The organism is Sphaerisporangium krabiense, assembly GCF_014200435.1.
Lineage (GTDB): Bacteria > Actinomycetota > Actinomycetes > Streptosporangiales > Streptosporangiaceae > Sphaerisporangium > Sphaerisporangium krabiense.
In genome coordinates this window covers 17,951-32,583 of the sequence record NZ_JACHBR010000004.1, presented here as the reverse complement: position 1 = coordinate 32,583, position 14,633 = coordinate 17,951, and the positions used below count along the sequence as shown (strand labels likewise).

At 75.4% G+C, this 14,633-nt stretch carries 13 protein-coding genes; 12 read left to right on the top strand and 1 reads right to left on the bottom strand.

What is annotated here, in order from left to right; genetic code table 11:
* The first annotated feature begins 95 nt into the window (after positions 1-95).
* The 11 genes from BJ981_RS37010 to BJ981_RS36960 all read left to right on the top strand — a co-directional run bounded on the left by BJ981_RS37010 (position 96) and on the right by BJ981_RS36960 (position 13,186).
* Positions 96-1,277: a hypothetical protein gene (locus BJ981_RS37010; RefSeq protein WP_184618194.1), complete on the top strand. Its 1,182-nt coding sequence runs from the start codon at positions 96-98 to the stop codon at positions 1,275-1,277.
* A complete protein-coding gene (locus BJ981_RS37005; protein ID WP_184618193.1) occupies positions 1,274-3,721 on the top strand; it encodes a serine/threonine-protein kinase in 2,448 nt (815 codons plus the stop codon). The genes BJ981_RS37010 and BJ981_RS37005 overlap by 4 nt, the downstream gene beginning before the upstream one ends.
* A complete protein-coding gene (locus BJ981_RS37000; protein WP_239139041.1) occupies positions 3,718-4,668 on the top strand; it encodes a protein phosphatase 2C domain-containing protein in 951 nt (316 codons plus the stop codon). The genes BJ981_RS37005 and BJ981_RS37000 overlap by 4 nt, the downstream gene beginning before the upstream one ends.
* Entirely contained in the window at positions 4,661-5,950 is a 1,290-nt protein-coding gene (locus BJ981_RS36995; protein WP_184618192.1) for a vWA domain-containing protein, read from the top strand. The genes BJ981_RS37000 and BJ981_RS36995 overlap by 8 nt, the downstream gene beginning before the upstream one ends.
* A 3-nt stretch (positions 5,951-5,953) precedes the next feature.
* Positions 5,954-6,751, top strand: coding sequence for an FHA domain-containing protein (locus BJ981_RS36990; protein WP_184618191.1), 798 nt, complete (start codon positions 5,954-5,956; stop codon positions 6,749-6,751).
* 1 nt (position 6,752) lies between these two features.
* The gene (locus tag BJ981_RS36985) at positions 6,753-8,249 is read left to right on the top strand and encodes a GlnX family signal transduction membrane protein (RefSeq protein ID WP_239139042.1); all 1,497 of its coding nucleotides are present in this window, start codon (positions 6,753-6,755) and stop codon (positions 8,247-8,249) included.
* Positions 8,250-8,271: 22 nt separating this feature from the next.
* Positions 8,272-9,126, top strand: coding sequence for a glutamate ABC transporter substrate-binding protein (locus BJ981_RS36980; RefSeq protein WP_184618261.1), 855 nt, complete (start codon positions 8,272-8,274; stop codon positions 9,124-9,126).
* A 189-nt stretch (positions 9,127-9,315) separates the two neighbouring features.
* A complete protein-coding gene (locus BJ981_RS36975) occupies positions 9,316-10,566 on the top strand; it encodes an amidohydrolase family protein (RefSeq protein ID WP_184618190.1) in 1,251 nt (416 codons plus the stop codon).
* Complete coding sequence (locus BJ981_RS36970; protein ID WP_204070046.1) at positions 10,563-10,922, top strand: TIGR04076 family protein; 360 nt, start codon at positions 10,563-10,565, stop codon at positions 10,920-10,922. Before BJ981_RS36975 ends, BJ981_RS36970 begins: the two co-directional genes overlap by 4 nt.
* Positions 10,923-10,976: 54 nt before the next feature.
* Positions 10,977-11,990, top strand: coding sequence for an LLM class flavin-dependent oxidoreductase (locus BJ981_RS36965; protein WP_184618189.1), 1,014 nt, complete (start codon positions 10,977-10,979; stop codon positions 11,988-11,990).
* A 23-nt stretch (positions 11,991-12,013) separates the two neighbouring features.
* The gene (locus BJ981_RS36960; RefSeq protein ID WP_184618188.1) at positions 12,014-13,186 is read left to right on the top strand and encodes an alpha/beta hydrolase family protein; all 1,173 of its coding nucleotides are present in this window, start codon (positions 12,014-12,016) and stop codon (positions 13,184-13,186) included.
* Here BJ981_RS36960 and BJ981_RS36955 read toward each other — a convergent pair.
* Positions 13,167-13,598 carry an Lrp/AsnC family transcriptional regulator gene (locus tag BJ981_RS36955; protein WP_204070049.1) on the bottom strand — a complete coding sequence of 144 codons (432 nt, stop codon included), beginning with the start codon at positions 13,596-13,598 and terminating at the stop codon, positions 13,167-13,169. The two genes, BJ981_RS36960 and BJ981_RS36955, sit on opposite strands and share 20 nt — an antisense overlap.
* Before the next feature lie 147 nt (positions 13,599-13,745).
* Between BJ981_RS36955 and BJ981_RS36950 the strand changes: the two genes are divergently transcribed.
* Positions 13,746-14,615: a tryptophan 2,3-dioxygenase gene (locus tag BJ981_RS36950; protein WP_184618186.1), complete on the top strand. Its 870-nt coding sequence runs from the start codon at positions 13,746-13,748 to the stop codon at positions 14,613-14,615.
* Positions 14,616-14,633: the final 18 nt, after the last annotated feature.

The window sequence follows — 14,633 nt, the reverse complement described above, 5'->3', positions numbered from 1 at the left end:
CGGGGGAGCGCGGCACGCGTTCCCCGGGTTTAGGTAAAGAATGTGTATGTAGTCGGTGGTCGTCCCGCACCGGGGGGAGGCAGGGAGAGTTGGTCATGCCCGGCCCAGCGATGGGCCTCGCCGAGGTCGACGACGTCCTGCGCCGCCGTGCCGAAGAGCGCGACCGCGTCGCGGGCGACCTGCTCGACCTGGACGACCACCCCGGCCACCGCCTGCTCACCGGCATGACCCCCACCGGCGAGACCGGCCGCCGCTGGCAGGCCGCCCAGGCCCGCTACGTCACGCTGTGGTGGCTGTTCGACGCCTACCGCCGCGCCCTCGACCGGGCCCAGGAGCTCAGGTCCGCCGCACGGCCCGACCTCGCCGCGCTCACCGCCCTGCTCACCGGCCCGTCCGTCGCGCTGGAGCCCGGCGACGTCCCCGTCGAGAAGCGCTCCCTGCTCCAGGCCGCCGGCGAGCGCGTCACGCTGGACGTCCTGCTGGCCCGCATGGACGCCGCCTACCGCGAGGTCGCCGGGACCGTCGCCGACGTGGACGCCGCCTGGGCCGCGCTGCTGCCCCGGCTGGACGAGGCCGACGCCGCGCGCGCCGCCGCACGCGGGCTCGCGCGCGACCTCGGCGTCCAGGACCCCGACCTGGACGAGCTCGACGACCGGGCCGCCGCCCTGCGGGCCTCGGTCACCACCGACCCCCTGGGGTGCGCGGGCCGCGGCGACGAGCTGGACGCCCTGGCCTCCGCCTGCGCCGCGCGCAAGGCCGCCCTCGAACGCGCCGTCCTCGCGCGCGAGGAGTTCGCCGAGCGCGCCCGCCGCCTGGAGGAGCGCATCGCCCGCGTCGCCGAGGCCGAGCGCGAGGCGCTGCGCGTCCGCGACCTGGTGCTCGTCAAGATCGCCGCCCCGGCGCTGCCCGCGATGCCCGACCAGGCCCCCGCCCTGCGCGACCGCCTCGGCGCCCTGCGCACGCTCACCGGACGCTGGCTGGAGCTGGCCGAGCGCCTCACCGCCATGGAGCGCGCCACCGACGAGGCCCTCGCCCGGACCGAGAGCGTCACCGAGTCCATCGCCGGGCTCATCGGCCGCCGCGACGAGCTGCGCGGGCGGCTGTCGGCCTACCAGGCCAAGGCCGTGCGCCTCGGGCACGCCGAGGACGTCACCCTCACCGAACTTTACGGCGCGGCGCGCGACGTGCTCTGGAGCGCGCCGTGCGACCTGCGGCGGGCCACCGTCGCGGTCGCCGAATACCAGCGGGCCATCACGCGGATCGGAGCGGCCGGATGACGAAATGCACGCAGCCCGGGTGCGCCGGGACGGTGGTGGACGGCTACTGCGACACCTGTGGCATGGCCCCCGCCCCCGAACCGGCGCCCGCGTCCCGATCGGGCGCCCCGCCCGGGTCCTCCGGCGGGCCGCCGTCCGCGGGCGTCTGGCCGCCCGGCCCCACGCCCGGCCCTGTGCCCGGCACCGGCTTCCCGCCCGCGCCCGGCGCGGCCTATCCCGCGGCGCCCTCGCCGGGCGTCGCCTGGCCCTCGGCGCCCGCGCCCGGCGCCCCGGGGGTCGCCTGGCCGTCCGCGTCCGCCGCCCCCTCCGGCGCGGCGCCGCCGTCCGCCCCGCTGACCATGCCCTCCATCGGCGGGTCCCTCGCCACCGGCGCGGCCGGCACCGCCCCGAGCACGCGCGGCTCCCGGCGCGGCAGCACCAGGTCCCGCCGCGGCATGCTCGGCATGGGCCTGGTCGAGGTGCCCCCCGTCCCCTACCGCGACCCCTCCGCCGTCGTCCTCGCCGACCCGGTGGTGCCCGAGGACCGCCGCTTCTGCGGCAACCCCGACTGCGGCAAGCCCGTAGGCCGCCGGCGCGACGGCCGCCCGGGCCGCCCCGAGGGGTACTGCCCGCACTGCGGCCAGCGCTTCTCCTTCACCCCCAAGCTGCGCGACGGCGACCTGGTGGCCGGGCAGTACGAGGTGAAGGGCTGCCTGGCCCACGGCGGCCTCGGCTGGATCTACCTGGCAGCCGACCGCAACCTCGACGGCCGCTGGGTGGTCATGAAGGGCCTGCTCGACACCGGCGACCTGGAGGCCCTGGCCGCCGCCGAGGCCGAGCGGCGCTACCTGACCGCGATGGACCACCCGAACATCGTCAAGATCTTCAACTTCGTGAGCCACCCCGACCCCGGCACCGGCACGCTGGTCGGCTACATCGTCATGGAGTACGTCGGCGGCGAGTCTTTGCAGGACCTGCTGCGCAAGCGGCTCAGGGACAGCGGCAACGCCGCGGCCCTGCCGCTGTCGCAGGTCATCGCCTACGGCCTGGAGATCCTGCGCGCGTTCGGCTACCTGCACGACCGGGGCATGCTCTACTGCGACCTCAAGCCCGCCAACGTCATCCAGGTCGAGGAGCAGCTCAAGCTCATCGACCTCGGCGCCGTCCGCCGCCTTGACGACGCCGACAGCGCCATCTACGGCACCATCGGCTACCAGGCCCCCGAGATCGCCTCCACCGGCCCCTCGATCGCCTCCGACATCTACACCGTCGGCCGCACCCTCGCCGTGCTGAGCCACCCGTTCAGCCCGGCCAGCGGCGGCGCGGCCACCCCCCTGCCCGACATGGGGCCCGGCCGCGAGTCGTTCATGCGCCTGCTGCGCCGCGCCACCGACCCCGACCCCGCCCGCAGGTTCGAGAGCGCCGCCGAGATGAGCGAGCAGCTCGTCGGCGTGCTCCGCGAGACCAGGGCCGAGGAGGAGGGCAGGCCGCACCCCGCGCAGTCCGGCGTCTTCGGCCCCGAGCGCGGCGCCGTCGGCACCGAACTGGCCGCCGCCACCACCGGCCGCGTCTTCGGCCCGCTCGACCGGCTGGACGCCGCCTCCTCCCTGCCCGTCCCCCTGGTGGACCCGGCCGACCCCGCCGCCGGGTTCCTCGCCGGCCTCACCTCCGGCAGCCCTGACGAGCTCATCGCCGTCCTGGAGTCCGCGCCCCCCACCCCCGAGACCAAGCTCGCGCGGATCCGCGTCATGAGCGAGCTCGGCCGCGAGGTCCCCGACAGCCTGTACGAGAGCGCGGCCAAGGACCTGCCCGGCGACTGGCGCCTGTGGTGGTACCGGGGCGTCGCCGAGCTCGCCGCCGGGGACGCCGGCATGGCCGCCCGGTTCTTCGACGGCCTCTACTCCTGGTTCCCCGGCGAGGCGGCGCCCCGGCTGGCCCTGGCCTTCGCGCTGGAGGCCGCCGGCGCGGGCGGCGACGCCGCCCGGCACCACGCCGCCATCTGGCGCACCGACCGCTCCTTTGTCAGCGCCTGCTTCGGCCTGGCGCGCATCGCCCTGGCCCACGACGACCGCGCCGGGGCCACCCGCGCGCTCGACGAGGTGCCGCCCACCTCCATCCACCGCACCGCCGCCCAGGTCGCCGCCGTGGCCGTCACCGTGCGCGGCCAGGCGCCCGCCGAGGCCGAGCTGGTGGCGGCGGGGGAGCGGCTGCGGGTGCTCAAGCTCGACTCGCGCGACCGCGACGGCCTCGCCTCCGAGGTGCTGGAGAGCGCGCTGGCCCGCCTGGTCACCGGCCAGTCCGCCGCGAGCGGGGGCAGCGTGCTCGGCACGCCGCTGAACGAGCGCGGCCTGCGCGGCGAGCTGGAACGCGTGTACCGCGCGCTGGCCAGGGCGGCCGGCACCACCGAGGACCGCCACGCCCTCATCGGGCGGGCCAACGCCGTGCGGCCGAGGACGCTGTGGTGAGCGGCGCCTGCCCGGTGTGCGGCACCGGAGTCCTGGCGGGCGAGGCGTTCTGCGAGAACTGCGGCCACGACCTGCACAGCGTGCCTCCGGCCCCCTGCACGGCCTGCGGCGCCGCGGCCGTGGGCGCCGACGGCTACTGCGAGAACTGCGGCATGCTCCAGCCCTCCGGCCGCGACCACGTCGAGACCGAGGCCGCGGGCGCGGCCGCCGTCAGCGACCGCGGCCTGCGCCACAGCCGCAACGAGGACGCCATGGCCCTGCTGTCGGTGGGATCGCCCACGGAGTCGTGGGCGGGGTCGCCGGCGGGGCAGGGTGCGGTCGTCGCGGTCGTGTGCGACGGCGTGTCCAGCTCGCCCCGCCCCGAGGAGGCGTCCCAGGCGGCGGCCGACGTCGCCGCGGCGGCCATCGTCAAGCGGCTCGCCGACGGCGACGACCCCGAGGCCGCCACCCGCGAGGGCGTGCGGCTGGCCGCCGACGCCGTCGCCTCCGCCGCGCGCCCCGGCGAGGACTCCCCGGCCTGCACCTACGTCTCCGCCGTCGTCGCCGGGCGGCACGTCACGGTGGGCTGGGTCGGCGACAGCCGCGCCTACTGGCTCGGCGCGCAGTCCGCCCTGCTCACCGAGGACGACGCGACCCCCGGCACGCACATGCTCACCGCGTGGCTCGGCGCCGACGCCGGCGAGGTCGTGCCCCGCGTGCGCACCTTCACCACCGACGGCCCCGGCGCGGTGCTGCTGTGCAGCGACGGGCTGTGGAACTACTACCCCGAGCCGGAGGCGCTCGCCGCCACGGCCCTCGCCGAGACCCCCCTCACGGCGGCCCGGCGGCTCGTCCGCATGGCCATCGAGGCGGGGGGACACGACAACATCACCGTGGCCGTCATCCCGTTCGGCCAGGGGGACCGGACGCAGACCACGGTGGCATTCCCGAAGGAGAGAAGTGACTGACTTCACCATCCGCGTGGACCAGAACAAGTACCTGCCCGCGGGGAGCCAGGAGGTCCACGGCATCGTCACGGTCGAGGCGAGCGGTCCGGTGCAGACCGGCCCCGCCGCCGAGGCGGCCGAGGTCATCATCATCGACACGTCGGGCTCCATGTCCTACGGCAAGATCGCCGACGCCCGCAAGGCCGCGCAGGCCGCCGTCGACACCCTGCGCGACGGCGTCCACTTCGCGGTCATCTCGGGCGACCACCAGGCCGAGGTGATCTTCCCCGGCGACGGGCGGCTCGTCCCCGCCGACGCCGGCAGCAGGCGCGCCGCCAAGGACGCCATCGCCCGCCTGCGCGCCGAGGGCGGCACCGCCATGGGCCGCTGGCTGCGCCGCGCCGCCGACCTGTTCAGCGCGCACCAGGCCATCCAGCCCAATGCCATCCGGCACGCCATCCTGCTCACCGACGGCAAGAACGAGCACGAGCCCGCGCCCGAGTTCGACGCCAACCTCGCCTACGCCGCGGGCAAGTTCGTCTGCGACTGCCGCGGCGTCGGCACCGACTGGGTCGTCGCCGAGGTCCGCAGGATCGCCTCCACCCTGCTCGGCAGCGTCATGGACGTCCGCAGGCCCGAGGAGCTCGAGGCGGACTTCCGGGCCATGACCGAGGCCGCCATGGGCAAGACCGTCGCCGACATCGCCCTGCGCGTGTGGGTGCCCCGCGCGGCCACGCTCAACTTCGTCAAGCAGGTCTCGCCGGCCCTGGAGGACCTGACCGGCCGCCGCACCGACGTGGACGCGCTCACCGGCGACTACCCCACCGGCGCGTGGGGCGGCGAGACCCGCGAGTACCACATCAGCGTCAGCGTGCCGTCCGGCAACGTCGGCCAGGAGATGCGCGCGGCGCTGGTCAAGCTGGTCCAGCCCGCCACCGGCGAGGTCCTGGCCGGCGGCAACATCCTCGCCCAGTGGAGCGACGACCCGGTGCAGTCCACGCGGATCAACCCCCGGGTCGCCCACTACACCGGCCAGCAGGAGCTCGCCTCCCTCATCCAGGAGGGCCTGCAGGCCCGCAACGACGGCGACGTGGAGACCGCGACGGCCCGGCTCGGCAAGGCGCGCGGCCTGGCCGAGCGCGCCGGCAACGACGAGACCGCCAAGCTGCTCGACAAGGTCATCGACGTCGACCCCGCGACGGGCACCGCACGCCTCAAGCGCGTCGTCGACAAGGCGGACGAGATCGCGCTCGACACCCGCTCCGTCCGCACCGTCCGCATGCGCAAGGACCCGGAGAGCTGAGCGATGGCGATCTGCCCACAAGGGCACGAAAGCTCCGACGAGGAGTACTGCGACACCTGCGGCGCCCGCATGACCGGCCCCGGCGCCGGCGGCGCGCCCCAGGCGACGCCCGCCCCCGCGGCGGGCGACCCCGGCGACGCCTGCCCCGACTGCGGGGCGCCGCGCGGCGGGCGGTTCTGCGAGAACTGCGGGTACGACTTCGTCCTCGGCGGGTCCGGGGGCGGGCCGTCCTCCGCGGTGCGCCCCGCGGCGCCGCCCGCGGGACCGCCGCCGGCGGGGGCGACCGGGTCGTGGCAGCCCGCGCAGCCGGTCGGCGGGGGCGCCCCGCCCTGGCAGCCCGCCCAGCCCTCGCGGCCCTGGCAGCCCCCCACGCCCTCCTACGCCACCGCGCCGCCCCCGCAGGGCGGCTGGGTCGCCGTGATCACCGCCGACCGCGCGCACTACGACGCCATGATCGCGCAGGGCGGCCCCGACGCCGCCCGGGTGGCGTTCCCGCCGTACTGCCCCGAGCGGCGCGTCCCCCTGCGCGGTCCTGAGACGCGGATCGGCAGGCGCCGCCACTCCCGGCCCATGATCCCCGAGATCGACCTGTCCGAGCCCCCCGAGGACCCCGGCGTCTCCCACCTGCACGCCGTGCTGCTCGCCCAGCCCGACGGCGGCTGGCACGTCGTCGATCCGGGCTCGGCCAACGGCACCCTGGTGAACGGCAAGCTCATCGAGGTCAACGTGCCGGTCCCGCTGGAGGACGGCGACCGTGTGCACGTCGGCGCCTGGACCCTGATCACCGTCCGGAAGGCCTGACATGACGATCGCCGGTCCCCCCGCGGCTCCCGCCCCCGCGCCCGCCGCGCACCCCGACACCGCGCCGCCCGGCGGCCCCCTCGCCGTGCCGCCGCCGCCCGGCGCGGTCGCGGGCACCCCGGCGCTGCGCCGCGTCACCCGCGTGCGCACCGTCCCGGGGTGGATCCGCCTGCTGTCGGGCCTGTCGGTGGCCACCGTCCTGCTGGCCTTCGGCGCGGTCACCCTCGCCGTCGGGCACGCCAGGGACGGCCTGCGCGTCATCGGCCACACCGCGGGCCCGCAGGTCGTCGCCACCGCCGACCTGTACTTCGCGCTCAGCGACATGGACGCCCAGGTCGCCGCCGTCCTGCTCATGGGCAAGGAGACCGGCCTGCAGGCCGGCCGCCAGGCCATGCTCGACCGCTACGACGAGCGCCGCTCGCAGGCCGACCGCGCCGTCCTGCAGGCCGCGGACCTGGCCAGCGAGGACGCCACCGAGCAGAACACCGTGCGCGCCCTGCTCGACGGGCTCGGCCGCTACGAGCGGCTCGCCGCGCGCGCCCTGCTGCTCGACGAGCAGTCCGGCCACGCGGCCGGGCCGCCCCCGCAGGCCGTCCTGGACGTGTACCGCCAGGCCACCGACCTGATGCGGCTGGACCTGCTGCCGAAGGCCTACAACCTCACCCTCGACAGCGGCACCATCGTCCGCCACGCCTACCTGGCCGAGCTGTCGGCCGTGCAGACCGGGCGGCTGTGGGTGGGGCTCACCGGCCTGCTCGCGCTGCTGGCGCTGATCGGGCTCCAGGTCTACCTCAGCCGCGGCTTCCGCAGGACGCTCAACCTGCCGCTGCTGCTGGCCTCGGTCGTCGTCGGCGCGCTCACCCTCGCCGGCGTCCTCGTGCTGCAGCACGAGGGCAACGCCCTCACCTCCGCCAAGGAGGACGGCTTCAACTCGGTGCTCGCGCTGTCGCGCGCCCGCGCCATCGGCAACACGCTGCGCGGCGACGAGATCAGGTACCTGCTCGACCCGCAGCGGGCCGACACCTACGAGCAGGTCTACCTGGACAAGTCGCAGAGCGTCCTCTACGTGCCCGGCGGCAACCTCGACAAGTACTACACCGCGCTGGACGAGGCCGTGTCGGGCTACCCCGGCAAGGTGACCTTCCTCGGGTTCTACGGCACCGAGGCGTCGGCGGGCGGGGTGTCCGGCCAGCAGGCGGCGGTGTCGCGGGTGCTGCGCCTGTACCAGGCGTTCCAGCGCAACGACCAGCAGATCCGCCGGCTGGCCACGGGCGGGTCGCGGCGCGAGGCCGTCGGCAGGGTCATGGGCCCCTCCTTCGGCGCCTACGACGACGCGCTGGTGCGCCTGACCACGCTGCACCGCACCGCGTTCGACGACGCCGTGGCCGGCGGCGACCGGGCGCTCGGCGGGTGGAACTGGCTGCCGCCCGCGGCGGCGCTGGCCGCGATCCTGCTGGTCCTCATCGGTGTCAGGCCCCGGCTCGCCGAGTACCGCTGAAGGGAACGTCACGTTGATCACGCTGTTCACGCGCCCCACGCCCACCCGCGGCGCGCGGCGCGGCTCACCGGCCGGGCGGGCGCGCCGCGCCGCGGCCGTAGCGCTCGCGGTCGCGGCGGTCCTGCCCCTGGCCGCGTCCTGCGCCGCCGGCACCTCGGTCCTGGACAAGGACACGCTGGTCATCGGCGTCAAGCCCGACCAGCCCGGCCTCGGCGTGAAGGTCTCGCCCGGCAAGTACCGGGGCTTCGACATCGACGTCGCCACCTACGTCGCCCGCAAGCTCGGCAAGCCGGTCCGGTTCGTCGACGCCCTCTCGTCCCAGCGCGAGAGGCTGCTGATGGACGGCGCGGTGGACCTGATCTTCGCCTCCTACTCGATCACGCCCGAGCGCAAGACCAAGGTGGCGTTCGGCGGCCCGTACTACGTCGCCCACCAGGACACGCTGGTGCGCACGGGCCAGGCCGGGATCGACAACGTCCGGGACCTGCGGAACCGCAAGCTGTGCCAGGTCACCGGGTCCAACTCCTGGAAGCGGGTGAAGGAGGAGCGCAAGATCCCGGTCGTGCTCGTGCCGTCGGTCTCCTACAGCGCCTGCGTGTCGGACCTGCGCACGGGCAAGGTGGACGCCATCTCGACCGACGACCTGATCCTGGCCGGGTTCGCCACGCCGGGCACCACGATCGTCAACGCCCCGTTCAGCGACGAGCGCTACGGCGTGGGCATCCGCAGCGGGGACGTCGACGGCTGCGAGGCGGTCAACAAGGCCATCACCGAGATGTACCAGGACGGCACCGCCAAGCGTCTGCTGGAGCGCTGGTTCGCCCGGTCGGGGCTGGCGCTGACCTTCACCGTGCCCCAGTTCGAGGGCTGCGGCTGACGCCGGTCCGTTCCGCGAGGACGCCGCGCCCGGCGTCCTCGCCGCCGCGGCGGGCATCGCCGTGAAATTTCATGAACATCCCGGCCTGACCCGCCGGACATTCCTCCGGATATAGTCGCTGAACGGCTATATCGCGCGCGGACGACCCCGCGCGTTGTTCATGAACATCCGGTGTCACAGGGAGCGGGGATGGGCGACGAGGGCGGGCGGGCCGCCGAGAGGGTCATCCTCAACTGCACGGTGACCGACGGCAGGACGGCCGAGGGCGCCGAGCCGATCCGGGACGCGGCCGTCCTGGTGCGCGGCGAGCGGATCGCCGCCGCCGGGCCCCGCGCCGAGGTCCTGGCCCGCGCGCCCGGGGCCGCGCGCGTCGACCTCGGCGGGGCGTACCTCACGCCCGGTCTGGTCAACATGCACACCCACCTGTCGCTGTCGCTGCCAGGACCCGGCGGGGAGGGCGTCAAGGCGCTCGGCCCGCACGACCTGGCCCTCTACATGGCCGACGGCGCCCGGCGCACGCTGCACTGCGGGGTGACCACCGTGCGGTGCGTGGCCGAGAAGGACCACGCCGACTTCGCGCTGCGCCGCGCGATCGAGGCCGGCCGCGTCCCCGGGCCGCGCATCCACACCGCCGGGCGCGCGCTCGTCTGCACCGGCGGGCACGGCCACGAAGGCGCCGACACCCTGGAGTGCGACGGCCCCGAGGAGTTCCGGCGGGGCGTCCGCGCCCAGATCAAGGCGGGCGCCGACCTCGTCAAGGTCATGATCTCCGGCGGCATCGCGGGCGAGCACGAGCGCATCGACACCCCGCAGCTCTTCGCCGACGAGATGGCCGCCGTCATCGAGACGGCGCACGCCTGGGGACGCAAGGTCACCGCGCACGCCGGGCCCGCGCCCGTCATCGCCGAGGCCGTCAAGCTCGGCCTGGACTGCGTCGAGCACGGCTACCAGCTCACCCCCGACGTCGCCGCCGCGATGGCGCAGCAGGGCACCGCGCTCGTCCCGACGCTCGTCGTCACCCGCTGCAAGGCGTTCTTCGACGAGCTCGGCGTGCCCGCGTGGATGCAGGAGCGCTCGCTCGGCGCGGGGCCGCGGCACCTGGAGAGCTACGCCATGGCGCTGGCCGAGGGCGTCACGGTGCTGCTCGGCAGCGACATGCCGCCGTTCTGGTCCTTCGAGGGCACCAACGCCACGGTGCGGGAGCTTGAGCACATGGCAGAGAACGGACTCGGCCCGGCCGGCGCGCTGCGCGCCGCGACGCTCGGCCCCGCCCGCTGGCTCGGCGCCGAGGCCGACGTCGGCGCCGTCGAACCCGGCAGGTACGCCGACCTCATCGCCATGGACGACGACCCTCTCGCCTCCGCCTCGGCCTTTCGCGGCGTCCGCTGGGTGATGAAGGGCGGAGAGATCGTCCGCGACGACACGGCGTCCCGCCCGTGACCGCCCCCGGCCCCCACTCCGGCGGGCAGGAGCCGGACGAGCAGGGGGACATGGAGCTGTACGACCTGCGGGTGGTCGTGGACCGCATCGAGGGCAGGTCGGTGTGCGGGATGGCGGTCGGCGACCACTTCGACCTGGAGCGCAGCGCCCACCTGCGGCTCCCGGACGGCGGGCACTTCTGCGTGTACGCGCTGGCCGCCGTGCTGCCGTTCCTCGCGGCCAAGCAGCGGGACCTGGCCTCGGGCGACTGGCTCGCGCGGGACGCCCTGTTCGCCTGCCCCGACCCGGAGGAACGGCTCATCATGCGTGTGGAGCGCACCCGCCGCCGCCGGATGAACTCCTCCGACCTCACGTAGCCGACACGAGCCGACACCCGGCCGGGAAAGGGAGCCATGCCGAAGGAGTCCGGGATGAGGGCGGTCGAGATCGGGCTCGGGTTGCAGAGCGACAAGCGGCCCGGGGACTACGCCCGGCTGGCGCGCCGGGCGGAGGACCACGGGTTCGACGTGATCAGCGTGTTCGGCGACCTGATGTACCAGCCGCCGATCTTCCCGCTGCTGGAGATGGCCGCGGCCACCGAACGCGTCCGGCTCGGCCCCGCCTGCCTCAACCCCTACTCGATGGCCCCGTACGAGATCGCGGGCCAGCTCGCGGCCCTGGACCTCGCCTCCGGCGGCCGTGCCTACCTGGGCCTTGCCCGCGGCACCTGGCTCGGCGAGGTCGGCGTCGCCCAGCCCCGCCCGCTGACCGCGCTCGCCGAGGCCGCCGAGGTCGTCCGCCGGCTGCTCGCGGGCGACGACGCCGGCTTCGAGGGAGAGGTGTTCCGCCTGGCGCCGGGGACGCGCCTGCGCTACGCCGTGCGCCGCCCGCGCCCGCCGCTGCTGATCGGCGCCTGGGGGCCGCGGGGCGCGGCGCTTGCCGGGCGGATCGCCGACGAGATCAAGGTGGGCGGCAGCGCCAACCCGGCCATGGTGCCGGTGGTGCGCGACCGGGTGCGCGCGGGGACCGGCCCCGCCGGGCGCGACCCGGACGCGGTGGGCCTGGTGTTCGGCGCGGTGACCGTCGTGGACGCCGACGGGGCCGCCGCGCGCGCCCGGGCCCGCGCTGAGGTCGCCATGTACCTGGCCGTCGTGGCGGACCTGGACCCGGTCGCCCGCGTGCCCGCCGACCTTGTGGCCCGGGTGAAGGAACTGGTCGCCGCGGGCCGGGACGACGAGGCGGGCGCGCTGATCCCCGGCGACGTGCTCGACCTGTTCGCCTTCTCGGGCACCCCCGAGCAGGTGGCCGCCCAGGCGCAGACCCTCATCGACGCGGGGGTGAGCCGGGTGGAGTTCGGCACGCCGCACGGCCTCACCGACGACCGCGGCGTCGAGTTGCTCGGCGGGACCGTCCTGCCCATGCTCCGCCGCACGGCCGCGGGGTAGGGACCGTGCACGGAGGTGACGGAGTGAACGTCGGCGTCGTGGCGGGTCCCGGGCTGGTCGCGGACCCGCGGTTGCTGGAGGAGGTGGCCGGGGCCGAGCTGGCCGCGCTCGGGGTGCCCGGGCGGTTCACGGCCGTCCCCGGGGTCGCGGAGCTGCGCGCGGCGCTCGGCGCGGCGGGGGAGGGGCAGGCGCTCGTGGTCATGCCCGGCCCGCTCCCGGAGGCGCGGCGGCTCATCGGCGTGCCGGCGGACCACTCGCCGCGCACGGTGTGGCTGGACCTGGACCGGGTCGGGCCGATCGCGGCGGCCGGGGGCGCCGCCCACCACCAGGGGCGCGGCGTCGGCGGGCTGACCTGGGCGATCCGGCACGCCGTCCACCGCCTGAGGTGGCCGCCGCACCGGATCCCGTACGGGCCGCACGCCGACCAGTGGGCCGAGCTGCGCCTCCCGGGCGACACCCCGGAACCGTACTTTGTAAAGGCGGCCTCTCCGCACAAGCCCTCGCACGAGGACGGGGAGGCCGGCGCCGGCGAGCGGGACGCCTCCGAAGAGCGGGTGCCGGTCGCGGTGCTGGTCCACGGCGGGTTCTGGCGGACGATCTGGGGCGCGGACCTGATGGACGCGCTGGCCGTCGACCTCGCCCGGCGCGGGTTCGCGTCCTGGAACCTCGAGTACCGCCGCCCCGACCTGCACGGCTGGGAGGCGACCACCGCCGACGTGGCGGCCGGCGTCGCGGCCCTCGCGTCCGTGGACGCCCCGCTGGACCTGGACCGGATCGCCCTCATCGGGCACTCGGCGGGCGGCCAGCTCGCGCTGCGCGCGGCGGCCGACACGCGGGTGGCGGTCGCGGTCTCGCTGGCCGGGATCCTGGACCTGGTGGAGGGGGAGCGGCGCCGCCTGAGCTCCGGCGGCGTCTCCGACGCGCTCGGAGGGACCCCCGAGCGGATCCCGGAGGTCTACGCGGCGGCGAGCCCGATGGAACGGCTCCCGCTCGGCGTGCCGCAGATCGTCGTGCAGGGCGCCACCGACGACCTCGACCTCGTGGACATCTCCCGCAGGTACGCGCGGAAGGCGGGGGAGGAGGCGTTCTACCTGGAACGCCCCGGCGACCACTGGGCGGTCATCGACCCGCATTCCCCGATCTGGCTGCTCACGGCGCGCGAGCTGGCGGCCCGGCTCAGTCCTCGATCGGGGTGAGGGCTCGCCAGGGGAGGGGGCTGGAGAGCATCATCATGCTGGACGGCTGGCCGTAGGGGGCCAGGCGGTCGATGAGCTCCTCGAAGGCGGGCATCGAGGCGGTGGCGACGCGCAGCAGGCAGCAGGTGTCGCCGGTGACCCGGTGGACCTCCACGATCTCGGGCCAGGCCAGCGCCTGGGGATCGCGCAGCACGCACCGCACGCCGTAGCAGGACATGCGGATCAGCGCGCCGACCTTGCGGCCCGCGCGGGCCAGGTCGACGCGGGCGTGATAGCCGGCGATCACGCCGGACTCCTCCAGCCGCCGCACCCGCTCGGCCACGGCCGGCGCCGAGAGGTGCACCCGGCGGGAGAGCTCACTGTAGGACAGTCGCGCGTCGGCCTGCAGTTCGGCGAGCAGGGCCCAGTCCATCGCGTCCACGGTCACACTCCGTCATCCGCAAATCGAAAGTGGATTTACGCCTTTCATCCAGAAAGCCGGACGGCAGAATCGCTGCCGACCCAGTATTTCACTAAAATTCTGCCTAAGTGAACATGGAGGTGAAACGGGGAGGCGGACATGACGACGAGAAGGCGGATCGGCCTGGCGGGCGCGCGGCGGCGGCCCTCCCGCGCGGTGGCCGATCACGGCGCGCCCAAACTGGAGTTCACCTCCGGCACGCCCTACGACGACTACGTGGCGGCCGAGGCGCTGCACGGGCTGCAAAGGCCCGTCACCGACCTGCCCGAGGAGCGCGCGTTCCTCGTCACCACCCAGGTGATGGAGCTCTACTTCGGGCTCATCCGCGCCGAGTGGCGGCTGGCGCAGCGGCTGCTGGACGCCGGCGACGTGGTCGCGGCGACCGCCGTCCTGGCCAGGAGCGTCCGCTACTTCGAGGCGCTGAACGCCTCCTGGGCGGCGCTGTCGTGGCTGACCCCGGCGCAGTTCAACTCCTTCCGCGACGCGCTCGGCGAGGCGTCGGGATTCCAGTCCGCCATGTACCGCCACCTGGAGTTCCTTCTCGGCAACAAGTCCGAGCCGCTCACCCGGCCGCACCGGCGCAACCCCCGCGTGTACCAGGAGCTGGTGGCCGCGCTGCGCGCGCCGAGCCTGTACGACAGCGTGCTCGCCCTGCTCGCCCGGCGCGGGTTCGAGGTCCCGCCCGCCGGCGACCCGGCCGCCGAGTACGTCCCGAGCCCGCTCGTCGAGGCCGCCTGGGTGCGGGTCTACGCCGAGGGCGGCCCCGGCGAGGAACTGTGGACCCTCGCCGAGACGCTCACCGACCTGTCGGAGCGGTTCTCCGACTGGCGCTACCGCCACCTGATGGCCGTGCGCCGCTCGATGGGCGCCAAGCCCGGGTCGGGCGGGTCGAGCGGCCTGACGTGGCTGGAGCGCAGCCTGCGGCGGGACGTGTTCCCCGAGCTGTGGTCGGCGCGCACGGCCATGTGACGCGCCGGATGTTCACGG